Here is an 11,136-nt window from a genome sequence, read left to right as displayed (position 1 = left end):
TGTGCATCTTCGATAAAATGACGGTAAACCAGATAAATATCTTCGACTATTTCGTCTGCTGTTTTGTCTTTGTTGTAGTCGCTTTTTTCTTTGACTTTCCCGCGTCATTACTAGCGAAGATTTTGCTATAAGTATCTGGCAAACTGTTTTCGACTTCTAAACCGTCAAACACTTCATCAATCGTGAATTGATTGTCGAATACTTTAACTAATAAATTTGCGAACTCGTCATAAATTTCAAATTCTTCATCGTTGCCTTCTTCTTTGATTTGCTCGTTTAGTTCTTCTGATTTATTTAAGAACTCTTTATACTCATCTGTTGCTTCTAGCTCGTCTAGTTCTTGATATAATTTTTCTGCTTCTTCATCCGTCTCTACATCTGCTAATTTATTCTCTACTTTTTCAATTTTGTTTAAGATTGAACGATGTTTACGGTATAAGTTTTGTAACTCGCCGATTGTACTAAAACCTGTTTGTAATTTTTGCTCGAACTCTGCTTGTGCTTTAACTGCACCTAAATTCAATTTATCTTTAACAAATGTTTTGTTTTTACCATCAATTTTTAAAATTACTTTAGCCATTCAAACTACTCCCTTATCAGTTATTTTTGTATACAAAAATAGGCGACTTATTACAGTCGCCTTAAATCATTTATGCAGCTGGTGTATTGTCGGCAGTCGTCACTGCGTCGTCACCATGAATTGCTTTATAGAAATCTTCTTCGTTGAAATCTGGATCTGCACTATGAATACGTGCAAATACTAATTTGTCATTATCACGTTGTACGAATGAACCTTCCATTTCTACTTGGTCTTGTTGCTCTGGACTATCTTCCATAGTAGATGCACTTGTATTAGGAATATTGAAGTTACCACGAGTTAACCCGTAGTAGATGTAAGAACCATCATTGCAACGATACTTCCATGAAACTGATAAATATGGAGGTACTAAATCAGAAGTGTATAATTCCATACCTTTGTCAACTTTTACTCCTAAGAACTGTTCACGTTCTTCTTTGTTTAATTCCATTAAGTTTGCTGTAACTGTTGCACCAGTAATACCACTGAATAAGTTTAATTTTTTAACTCCATCTGCATATACTGGTTCGTTACCTTGTTCTAATTCTAATTCGATTTCTTGTAAGCCTGGAACGTCTGTTAAAAGACCTAGTTCAAAACCATTACCTGCTTGACGACGCGCTTTGAAACCTTCACATGTAATTGCTACTTTTTTATCTGCCATTATTAATTACTCCTTTACTGGTAAAATTATTTCGTATTCATTCATTTGATTAAAAAGGCCGAGTTCCTTATCTTTCGAAAGGTCTCGGCTTATCACTCTGCCATTGTGTTGTTTGATAATGTCGTTCACATACTCACTTACTGTGTAAGTGGTATTGATGTCATTACCAAACGTTTCAATTGCAAATAAAAAGCGATAGTATTCACTATCGCCATCTCTGTATATTGTGTTTTGTAATAAAATTTCTGTAATTCTTATTAAAGGTGTGTATTCTGCTTTTTGATAGTTTTCGGGAATTTCAAAATTAAATATTTTAGGTTGCTTACTAGAATTGAGTGATCTCTCTAACTCTTTATCGCTTTTTAACCACGAGTATATACGTACGATAGGGTGTCTAGTCGACATCGACCATGTTCCTTACTGCCTCTTTATATATTGCAAGAATTGGGGATTTACTCATTTCTAATGAACGTCGCATAAAGTGTTGTGGTGGTTGTCCCATAGAACGATTAGAGGGACGAGTACCGACATCGGGAAAGTGGATATACCAACCAGCATCTTTACGTTTACGACCTTTATCAAAACCAACTGTTTTAGTTGGATTAAGTTCATCACGACTAAAATTAGATATTTTTAATACCTCTACTGCATGTGTCGAATGAGTTTGTCGCTTGTGTACTGGTGTATTAGCCTCAATGTTAGCTTTGTAGAGTTTTGCAGCCTTTGTTACTGCCTGTTTTGATTGCTTTTCACTATTGATAACTAATTTTCTAATTTTATCTGATATATCCTTGTCACTGTCGTAACGTTGTTTAACCATTACTCTACCACCTCGCATTTCAACATTTGACGCTCTAAATCTTGTAAGTCTGTTTCAATATATTTAATTTTGTAATCTTTCCCTTTGAATTCAACTATCATATCTGACTGTATATCAGCCTTTTGTCTATAACGGATAATAAAGTCGATTGTTCCTTTTCTTGCCTCTAGGCCCATTTCTCTAAATTCTTTTATTGTGGTTTTTGACACTTCGCAATAAGGAGTGGCAATCAACTTCTTATCTGTTACATAAACACCTTCATCATTGACTGTTTCAGTTTGGTCATAAATCTTTATTCTATGTTTGAGCCTTCCGATTTCCATAAAGCATACGCTCCTCTCAAACTTTGAATAAGTGCTAGTGATGAAGGTGCTACATTGTGCTTAGCGAATTGACTTGTAGTTGATCTATTCTCGTAGTGGTGGCCAACTTGGTTAATCACAGCTAAGTTATAAAGTGCATTACCTTTATAAAAGGCATTTGCTTTGCCATAACCACTTACAGCACCTTGTATTTCTTGTTCAGATGCTTGTATCAACCCTAGAATTTCATCATCATCAAAATCATGGTCAACTCTTAAACGATTTTTAACTTCTTCAAGTTCCAAAGTAAGCATTTAATCACCTACTTTTTCTCTTTATTATCAATACGTTCTAAGAAAGGACCTTTAAATCCTTTTTCACTCAATGTTTTCTCTACTATATCAGCACGTTTTACCGTCATTTCGACTTCTTCGTTCTTTTTAAGTACACGCTTAAACTCTAAATCGTTATATTGTCGTTTAACTTTAAAATTCGCCATTATTTAGCCTCCTTTTATGCGATAGGTTCAGAATTTGTAGTTTGTAAATCAACTACTACTGCTGCTTTATGGTCTAATAGGCGTGCGTCTTGTCGTACTGCAACCATTAAGCATTCACCGAAGTGCATATAGTCAGTCCATGCTGCTTGATATTGAGAACGGTCAAATAAAGTGATAGCATCTTTCAAGTTACCAAAGATAAGTGTATTTGCACCATTTTCTCCAAGCATTTCATCAGGTAAAATTACCACTTTACCACCTAATAAACGTTGAGCAGTCGCTTCTTTAACGTCTGGTTGTAATAAATATCTATCTTCTCTATCTGCCAATTTATCGATTGTATTAAATGCTGTTTGAGAGACAATCGCTACATTATGTTCATAGTTAGGGATAACATGTTTATTAATAGCGTCTTTCAATCCATCTACAATTTCTTTAGATGTTGCTCCTGTTACAGTTTCAGAAGGAATGCGTGTATTTTCTCCTTCTTCACCAGACCCACCATTTTTAATTAAATCAATAATTGCTGCATTACGAGTTGCTGCAATTGTACGTGCTAACCATTGTTTCAATTCTCCTAATACATCAATTTGTGAATCTTCAATAGCTTCACGAGAAATTCTGAAATATCCACGATGAGTTTTAATATCATACGCTAGTTGGAAGAATGGTTTAACTGCTAATTCAGGGTTTTCAGCTAGTTCTTCAACAACTGGTAAAGCTGCTACACTTGATTGACGTACTACTGGGAATTTACCTGATCCGTTTTTAACTTTCTTCACTGTTACATATTGATCTAAGTTAAATTCAACTTCTTTTAACTTTAAAATGTCAGTTACAATTTCTTCTGGGATAACAACAAAACCAGAATCAGTTTTTAAGCTACCACCTGGAATATCTGCTCGTGTTTCGATATAACGCTTAAAGTCACGAACTTCTTTGCTATCCTTAGATTTGCTACCTTCTGTTGCGCGAGGTGCAAAAGGTGAAACACTACGTTGTTCTCCATTAGTTGAAGATGTCGAAGTAGAATCATTATCTCCTTTATTTTGTTCATCATCTTTTTTAATTTCATCTTCTAATTTAGTGATTCGTTCATCTAATTTTCTAATTTGTTCCACTAAATCAATTGCTTCTTTTGGCTTTTCGTTATCATATGCTTCTTGCGCTCTGATTTCTAAATCTTTTCTTTCAGAACGTAAACCTAATAAAATTGTTTTTTTGTTCATTATTGAACCTCCTAAATTTAGTCATAAAAAATAAGCACCATTCATTGAATGTGCTTTATGAGTGTATGATTTGTGGCGTTCACCTTCGCCAAGTTAAATATTCATCATTTTTAATGCTGCATTAGCTTTTTCCATTAATCTACGTTGTTCAATTTGCTTTTGCTCATTCTCTTTAATATTTTTGATACTTCTTAAAGCTGGTGCTACATCAGTATCTTCGTAAGCTGGATAAGTAACAATGCTCACATCGAATAAAGAACGGATTTTGTTTACTGTACGCTTAAATATGCCATCTTCACGTCGTTCAAATTCATCTCCATCTTCTTCAATGGTGAAACCGAATGAACATTGATTAATATTTCCTAATTTAATGTTTTCATATAAGTCTCTAGCATACGATGTATTAGGTAGTTCACATCTGAAACGTAAACCAACATCATCTACTTCAAGTTTTAATGTGTCAGCTACTGTACGACCTAAAACATAACTGGAGTTATGATCAATTAAACATCTCACATCAGATAAATCTGCATTTCTTAATGCTTCTGGTGAAATAACTTCTACAAATTCTCCTAATAAATTACTTTCTCTATTAAATTTCAGAGCATAACCTTCAACAATCATATTCTCATCATCTTTAGCGATAATATTATCACTCGTTCTGAATTCCTTGTTCATCATTTCCACCTCCCTTCAACTGAGAAAGTTGAAATTGATTAGCATATTCTAATGAAACATGGTTTAAATCTACTCTTGGTATTTGTCCTAAGCCTTTAGGTAAAGGTATCAAACCTAATTCTTTACGATACTCATCTAAAGAAATGCCACCGTTATTTAATTGACTGTTTAATGTTTCTACATAACTATCCCAATCAATCTTTCTAAAGCCACTTGTATCAAACATGAATTCCTTATTATACATTTCTTTTTGAGTAACCAACTTAAAATCTAATTCAGAGGTCCACATCTTCATGTATCCTCCTAAACAATTCATTAGATAATCATTGTTTACATCTTTCAATGAAGTATTATTCATTTCAATTCCAAATTTCGATAAAGGAATTTGAAAAGCTTTAGCAATGGCTTTGGTACTTAAATCATTTTCATTGATAGCTTTCAATACATCGGTACTAATCTCTAATTGTTCATATTCCATAGTGGAGTCTAAAACTAATACTTTACCTGCTTGATCTTCACCACTGTTTGCTTTTTGCCATTCTTCTTTAATTTTATTTCTAGCTTCTGGTGATAATTTACCATCTTTCATTTTTAACAATGAGCCAGCTTGAGCGCCATTATTGAAAAAATTAGTAAAGAACTTTTTAGCAAAACGTTGTGCATTAATATCTTCTTTTAAAGCATCAATAACAGATAAACCATTTAATCCATCACTAGAAAAAGGTTTAATGTCTATAACATCTGAAAAAGGAACTTCTAACAATTCACCATCATTGTCTATTTCGTAATAATTTTCACCTTTATCATCTGTTTTTAAATGACACCTACTCGTCTTTATATGATAAAGTTCATTCACTCCACCTTGTGGATTGCGTTCGATTTTAATATAACCGTGTTTAGTGAGTAACGCGTTTAACATAGTAATGAATTTAAGCATATAACCATTGTAATAGGGATTAGGTTTTTTATTGAGCAACATTTCTAATCTATCTCTTTCACTTGCTACTCCGTTTTTCAATACCTTGATATCTAATTTAGCAATATCACGTGAAATTAAAGTAACTGCAGTCCATATATCACTATTCATCAAAGTTTCATAATCTTTCCATGAAATCTCATTTAACGGAATTGTGTTATAAGGGAAAATAGTTAAATCTTTTTCAGTCAAAGTGCTTTCTTCAGGTAGTGATCTAGTTTCGAAGAAAATACCCACAGTTCACACCTCCTTTTATTTAATTGGTTGCTGTGATTTCTCGAATTGATAAATTAAAGAAATCACAATAAGTGTTACTCCCGTTGCTAATAATCCAATAATATAATCAAATTTTAAATATATTGATATATTCAGTAATGTTAATCCTAATAAAAAAAGGATAGCTACAAGATTGTTAATCAAGAACTGTCCTAATGTTTTCAATGTATTCACTTATATTCCTCCTAAAATCCGAAGTCATCAGATAAAATATAGTCTTGCAAACTACTTTCGAATTCGTAATTCATAGCTAATGTATAAGCAGTAACTAATGCAACCAACGCATCTATTTTATTTCTGTTCATTTGTTTATCCAGCAAAATATTATTGTTGTTATCAGTTTTAACGATAGCGTTGTTAATCGCTAAGTTTAAATTAGGGTTATTTTGATGTTTAATTTTGTTCTCAAACACATCTAATCGAAACTGTTTTAATGCTGGTGACATATACTTGTAGTTTTGGGGTACTTCAACTAACAAATAATCTGTCTCATGTTCCATCTTAGTTACAAATGCCGAAGCACTCCAACTATCATAAGCGATAGCTTTCACATTTAAGTTATGTTCTTCAATAAATTCAATTAAATAATCTATCACTTGTTCATAATCTATAATTCCTGACTCTGCACGGGTAAGTGTAGCCATATTAGTGTCAATCAATCTCATATAATCAATTTTATCAGCTTGAGATTTCTCATATAATGAATGTTTAGTACCCACAAAAACATGTGAATCAACATAATACTTTCTGTCATCTGTTGGATATATAAAACTTAGTGCGGTTAAATCTTCGCTTCTTGATAAGTCGACACCTATATAAACATCTCTACCATCAATTTCTAATGGTTTCTCAACATGACCTTCAATCCAATCGTTATAAGGAATATAAGTATCTTTACTAGCTTGTCTCCACATATTAAAGTTTTTTACTAGTATTCCATGTAGACCTTGATTATCCATACCTTCTTGAACTTCAGCTTCCAAATTACGCTGTAATACTGCTCTTAAATCATCTAATTCAAATAGCGGATTAGATTTAATCCAAGTTTCTGGCTTATGCACCTCATCTTCGCTATCTTGTTCTGCTACATAAATGAAATAATTCTCATTCACAACTTCTCTTGATAACACTTTAGTTACATATTCATATTCTTCAAACATGGGACTATTTAAGTTATTACCTGCTGTAGAAATAATAATGAGTGAAGGATTATTAAGTAAAACCTGGCCACGTCTTAAAGTTTCGTACATTCTTCTATTTTTAGCTTCATGAAATTCATCAATAATAGCATAACTAAATTGATAACCTTCCAAGTTACTTGCTTCATTCGAAACTGCTTTAATTTTACTCTTGTCTTGTAGGTTTGAGATTTCTTTTTTACTTTCAGTAATTTTAGTGAGTTGTTTTACCTTTGGTGACTTCATTCTGACTGATTCCACCTGTGATATTGTCATATCATAAGCTATACTTGCTTGTTCTCTTGAGTTTGCGCTTAATCCTATCAGCCTTTCGTTTGCAGGCTCTTTCCCTATTAACAATTCATATAATGACAAACCACTAATTAATAATGTTTTCCCATTCTTACGACTCATTGAGATATAACCTTTAGTGAAACGTCTGTTACCTAAATGGTCTTTCCAACCCATTAAACTACCAGCAATAAATTTTTGGAAACCTGCTAACTTCATCGGTTTTCCAGATTTAGGATCTGGCAACATTTCTAAGAACTTAATAACTTTTTCTGATTCTTCCACATCAAACTTATATTTGAAATTATCTGTGTTTAAATCTTTTAAATGACGCTTACACGCTTGAATATTCTTTTGGCTCGCTAATACATTTCCTTTAACAACTTCTCTAGCATATTCAGTTACTTGATCTATATTATTTGCCATTTATCATTTCCTCAAATTCATCCGTTTCTTTTTTATCTTCTTTAGGTGTAAAGATTTTCAATCTTGCATCAATACTTAATCCAATCTTAGGTGCGATAGAATTAATTTGTGCTAACGCATCTCTTTTAATTGCATGATTCTGATTGAGTTTTGTACCTCTTTCAGTTTCAATAATCGCATCTCCTTCATTCATTCGAATAGTTGCATTGACATAATCTGAAAATGCTTGACAATAAGCTGATACTAACGCTAAATCGAGGCTAGCAATAGGCAATTCAGAAAGTAAAGGAACAATTCGCTTGTATTCTTCTTTTGCTTTATCATCAAGCCAATAAGGAGGATCTAAACCTATCTTTTGTAAGCTGTTGGCCTTTTCCTCAGATGCTTTACGTTTTTCTCGTTCTAATACTGTCAATTTCCCTTTTCGTTGGTCTAACGTTTTTCGACTTTTTCCCATTTACTTCACCTCATTTCTATAAAATTTATGCGTTTTCCCACATTTTCAAGATTTTATTGATACTTTCACTGAAAGAAAAGTGGACGAACGATATAAGAAAATACAAATCTTAGGCGGTGTTTTTCTCGTACCCCTTTTTGAACTTATATTCTCGAAAGTCCAAATTGCCATCTACCTTTAAAATCTGGCAGGGTGATTTTTCCTTGTCTGAGCAATTTCTCATCTCGTTCTTTTATCGTATTGTGTCGAATACAACTTGCGACAAGATTATCTAGATCCAATCGTTTCTCATAGTCATACTTAATAGGAATGAAATGATCAACAACTTCATATCTTTTAACAATTCCTTGATTTAAACAATACTGACATAGTTCGTTATCTCTTAAAGCTGCTGTACGTCTCACTTCTCGCCATGCTTTGCTGTTATAAAAGGTGGCAATAGGCTTTTCCCTAGCATACCTACTTTGCGCATAGCTATTCCTAGCTTCATTAACAAGATAGGAATGTTCCTCACAATATGATTGATTGAAGTTAATTAATTGATTACATCCAATCTTATTACATTTCTTTTTCGGAATAACTTTCACTTCTTTCAAGACAAAAAGAAAAGAACAAACAACAATGAAGTTGAATGTTCTTTCTGATTGTTAGATATTATTATCACAACTCAATTATAAGTTTTATTTATTCAAATATAAAATTAGTGTTGATGTTGCTTATCTTGTTGAAGTTGTTGAAGTTGTTGATTGTGTTTATCTTGTTGTTTTACATATACATTTACAATCTCATTAATTCGACTATCTAAGTTTGTTCTTCCAATGTTCATGATCTCTCGAACATCTTTAGGTTTCTTTCCTTTCTTGAATAAGTAAAGAATATTTAAATTCATATCATTGTTAATGTTATGTTCATACTTATCTATAAACGACACAACTTCTATATGTTCATCATGTATTCTCGATAGCACATAATTACGAGTAGCAATCGCTTGTACCTTATCTGTTGTCTTACCTTGTGGCTTTGGCATAGCTGCTTCAATACCATACTGCGCTGTACCATTACTATCTTGAATGTACCCTTCATCTATAAGTATGTTCTTACGCCAATGATAACTATATATCATATCCCTTATTTGTTCGTGTGTGTACAAGTGATTACCTCCATTACTTAAACTGTTTCTTCGTTCTTTGTATTTCAAACTCCACATCTTCTATGTCGCAATCTCTTACGTACTTAGTAAACAGATATACATTTGTATATCTCTGTGCATCTAACTCCTGACGTAAGACTGTGTTGTTACCTATCGCAATGAGTAGAAGTACGCCGAGTATAATGGTTAATGCTATCCACATGTCTATAACCTCCCTTATTCATTTGTTTCTATTCTCAAAGTGAATGTATCGTCAAGCACTAGAACTTTGTATCCGTCATCTATATAAGCTTGTAAATCCTGTTCTATAGTTCTTTTTTTGTCTTGGTCAATTTCACCTTTAATCGTTAATTGAATAATTTTATGTTGATGGTCGATATACATGGTATGATATGTTTCTGAATAACCTGTATGCTTTTCTTTATTCGTTATAATAATTGCAACGATTACGATTATAGCTGTTAAGATTGATGATGCTAAAATATCCATTACTTACCTCCAATATATTTATCTTTAAGTTTTAATAACTCATTATAATTAGCTTTAAGTTTTGCTTCTGATACTTCGGCGTCAGTTGAGAATTCATCTATGATTATTTTGGAACTGCGGTAGTATTCTTTTAATAAATAATCAACCAAACTTTCTTTACTGTTTATACATTTAATATCTTCATTTATCCTTGGATTTTTGATTTCTTTTTCTCTTGCTGCTTGTACTTCTTGTTCAGCTTTCTCCATTTCTATTTCTAAACTTTTGTAAAACTCGTCATGAGGTTTATAGTAAATTTTCCATTCGTCATTATTGTTCGAATACTTTTCTTCAAATAACTTTCTGTTTTCAGGTTCATCTAAAACTACAACCCATTTTTCTTTTTGTTTAGCAAATACTGTTGGTTCTTTTATTCTTTCGAACACTACTCACTCACCTCTGCTTTAATTCTGTTCAAGTCGTATTGATCCCACTCACTAGCAAAGTCCTTAGGTGCAGTATCAATATCATCTTCGCTTTCTAGCTTGATGATGATTGGTTTAATAAGTAGGTATAATAACTCTGCAAATATAAGATTAATTAATATGCGTTTAAACATCATACTTACCTCCTAATCTATGATAGTTATGCCCACAATGATTACATCTCATATATTCGATTGGGCTGTTATAATCTTTGGCCATTAGATTTCCACCTAATATTTTGCAATTAGGACATTCACTTAATCCTGTGATTTTCTTATATTTCTCTTTCGCTTCTTCCTTATCCTCTGCCTTTACCAACGTCATACGTTCATTCTCTCTAGGTTGTTCTACATTTACATGCACATAACCTGTGCTATCTGTGAATTCTCTGATTAGGAATTGTTTCACTTCCCCAGCACCTCTTTACTCTTTCTTTTTAAATTTCAAAGTCACTACATCTCTAAAATGTTGGTTTCTTGTATGAGTTTCTGAAAGTTTATAATTAGTTATCATTTCAATTACTTCATAATCTACTAGGTTCAGATGAGATATATGAATATTAGTTTCATCTTTACCGTTAAATAATCTTTTTAATATTTTTATTGTCGGTTGTTCAAAGTCTTTCACTTTTTCAACACCTCTTTTACTTTTTCTAATATA

The 11,136-nt window shown here is 32.5% G+C and carries 21 protein-coding genes; all 21 read right to left on the bottom strand.

What is annotated here, in order from left to right:
* Nucleotides 1-46 precede the first annotated feature (46 nt).
* Nucleotides 47-580, bottom strand: a complete 534-nt coding sequence (gene gpG, locus HMPREF3131_RS08715) for a phage tail assembly chaperone G (protein WP_070436672.1) — start codon at nucleotides 578-580, stop codon at nucleotides 47-49.
* A 70-nt stretch (nucleotides 581-650) separates the two neighbouring features.
* Nucleotides 651-1,241: a major tail protein gene (locus HMPREF3131_RS08710; protein ID WP_070436670.1), complete on the bottom strand. Its 591-nt coding sequence runs from the start codon at nucleotides 1,239-1,241 to the stop codon at nucleotides 651-653.
* Nucleotides 1,242-1,247: 6 nt separating this feature from the next.
* A complete protein-coding gene (locus tag HMPREF3131_RS08705) occupies nucleotides 1,248-1,646 on the bottom strand; it encodes a hypothetical protein (RefSeq protein WP_070436668.1) in 399 nt (132 codons plus the stop codon).
* Entirely contained in the window at nucleotides 1,636-2,061 is a 426-nt protein-coding gene (locus tag HMPREF3131_RS08700) for an HK97-gp10 family putative phage morphogenesis protein (protein WP_070436667.1), read from the bottom strand. Before HMPREF3131_RS08700 ends, HMPREF3131_RS08705 begins: the two co-directional genes overlap by 11 nt.
* Nucleotides 2,061-2,384 carry a phage head closure protein gene (locus tag HMPREF3131_RS08695; protein WP_070436665.1) on the bottom strand — a complete coding sequence of 108 codons (324 nt, stop codon included), beginning with the start codon at nucleotides 2,382-2,384 and terminating at the stop codon, nucleotides 2,061-2,063. The genes HMPREF3131_RS08700 and HMPREF3131_RS08695 overlap by 1 nt, the downstream gene beginning before the upstream one ends.
* Nucleotides 2,354-2,677: a head-tail connector protein gene (locus HMPREF3131_RS08690; protein ID WP_070436663.1), complete on the bottom strand. Its 324-nt coding sequence runs from the start codon at nucleotides 2,675-2,677 to the stop codon at nucleotides 2,354-2,356. Before HMPREF3131_RS08690 ends, HMPREF3131_RS08695 begins: the two co-directional genes overlap by 31 nt.
* 8 nt (nucleotides 2,678-2,685) lie before the next feature.
* Entirely contained in the window at nucleotides 2,686-2,862 is a 177-nt protein-coding gene (locus tag HMPREF3131_RS11365; RefSeq protein WP_176743910.1) for a hypothetical protein, read from the bottom strand.
* 14 nt (nucleotides 2,863-2,876) lie between these two features.
* The gene (locus tag HMPREF3131_RS08685; RefSeq protein ID WP_070436661.1) at nucleotides 2,877-4,091 is read right to left on the bottom strand and encodes a phage major capsid protein; all 1,215 of its coding nucleotides are present in this window, start codon (nucleotides 4,089-4,091) and stop codon (nucleotides 2,877-2,879) included.
* 93 nt (nucleotides 4,092-4,184) lie between these two features.
* Nucleotides 4,185-4,769 carry an HK97 family phage prohead protease gene (locus HMPREF3131_RS08680; protein ID WP_070436659.1) on the bottom strand — a complete coding sequence of 195 codons (585 nt, stop codon included), beginning with the start codon at nucleotides 4,767-4,769 and terminating at the stop codon, nucleotides 4,185-4,187.
* Entirely contained in the window at nucleotides 4,744-5,982 is a 1,239-nt protein-coding gene (locus tag HMPREF3131_RS08675) for a phage portal protein (RefSeq protein ID WP_070436657.1), read from the bottom strand. Before HMPREF3131_RS08675 ends, HMPREF3131_RS08680 begins: the two co-directional genes overlap by 26 nt.
* 15 nt (nucleotides 5,983-5,997) lie before the next feature.
* Nucleotides 5,998-6,195, bottom strand: coding sequence for a hypothetical protein (locus HMPREF3131_RS08670; RefSeq protein ID WP_049417276.1), 198 nt, complete (start codon nucleotides 6,193-6,195; stop codon nucleotides 5,998-6,000).
* A gap of 11 nt (nucleotides 6,196-6,206) precedes the next feature.
* Nucleotides 6,207-7,916, bottom strand: coding sequence for a terminase large subunit (locus tag HMPREF3131_RS08665; protein ID WP_070436655.1), 1,710 nt, complete (start codon nucleotides 7,914-7,916; stop codon nucleotides 6,207-6,209).
* Entirely contained in the window at nucleotides 7,906-8,373 is a 468-nt protein-coding gene (locus tag HMPREF3131_RS08660) for a phage terminase small subunit P27 family (RefSeq protein WP_070436653.1), read from the bottom strand. Before HMPREF3131_RS08660 ends, HMPREF3131_RS08665 begins: the two co-directional genes overlap by 11 nt.
* A 143-nt stretch (nucleotides 8,374-8,516) precedes the next feature.
* Nucleotides 8,517-8,777 carry an HNH endonuclease gene (locus HMPREF3131_RS11360; RefSeq protein ID WP_176743909.1) on the bottom strand — a complete coding sequence of 87 codons (261 nt, stop codon included), beginning with the start codon at nucleotides 8,775-8,777 and terminating at the stop codon, nucleotides 8,517-8,519.
* 296 nt (nucleotides 8,778-9,073) lie between these two features.
* Complete coding sequence (locus HMPREF3131_RS08650) at nucleotides 9,074-9,523, bottom strand: hypothetical protein (RefSeq protein WP_049419963.1); 450 nt, start codon at nucleotides 9,521-9,523, stop codon at nucleotides 9,074-9,076.
* Nucleotides 9,524-9,536: 13 nt separating this feature from the next.
* On the bottom strand, nucleotides 9,537-9,725 hold the full coding sequence (locus HMPREF3131_RS08645; RefSeq protein WP_070436648.1) for a DUF1514 family protein: 189 nt from the start codon (nucleotides 9,723-9,725) through the stop codon (nucleotides 9,537-9,539).
* 14 nt (nucleotides 9,726-9,739) lie between these two features.
* Nucleotides 9,740-10,012 carry a hypothetical protein gene (locus HMPREF3131_RS08640; RefSeq protein WP_070436646.1) on the bottom strand — a complete coding sequence of 91 codons (273 nt, stop codon included), beginning with the start codon at nucleotides 10,010-10,012 and terminating at the stop codon, nucleotides 9,740-9,742.
* Nucleotides 10,012-10,437 carry a hypothetical protein gene (locus HMPREF3131_RS08635; protein ID WP_070436644.1) on the bottom strand — a complete coding sequence of 142 codons (426 nt, stop codon included), beginning with the start codon at nucleotides 10,435-10,437 and terminating at the stop codon, nucleotides 10,012-10,014. The genes HMPREF3131_RS08640 and HMPREF3131_RS08635 overlap by 1 nt, the downstream gene beginning before the upstream one ends.
* Nucleotides 10,437-10,610, bottom strand: coding sequence for a hypothetical protein (locus tag HMPREF3131_RS11210; protein WP_256262201.1), 174 nt, complete (start codon nucleotides 10,608-10,610; stop codon nucleotides 10,437-10,439). Before HMPREF3131_RS11210 ends, HMPREF3131_RS08635 begins: the two co-directional genes overlap by 1 nt.
* On the bottom strand, nucleotides 10,603-10,884 hold the full coding sequence (locus HMPREF3131_RS08630) for a DUF1381 domain-containing protein (protein WP_061544529.1): 282 nt from the start codon (nucleotides 10,882-10,884) through the stop codon (nucleotides 10,603-10,605). Before HMPREF3131_RS08630 ends, HMPREF3131_RS11210 begins: the two co-directional genes overlap by 8 nt.
* A 15-nt stretch (nucleotides 10,885-10,899) precedes the next feature.
* A complete protein-coding gene (locus tag HMPREF3131_RS08625; protein WP_048680220.1) occupies nucleotides 10,900-11,103 on the bottom strand; it encodes a hypothetical protein in 204 nt (67 codons plus the stop codon).
* Between the last annotated feature and the right edge of the window lie 33 nt (nucleotides 11,104-11,136).

This window comes from Staphylococcus sp. HMSC14C01 (assembly GCF_001808085.1).
GTDB classification, from domain to species: domain Bacteria; phylum Bacillota; class Bacilli; order Staphylococcales; family Staphylococcaceae; genus Staphylococcus; species Staphylococcus hominis.
The sequence above is the reverse complement of the archived record's forward strand: the minus strand, read 5'-3'. Positions and strand labels throughout refer to the sequence as shown.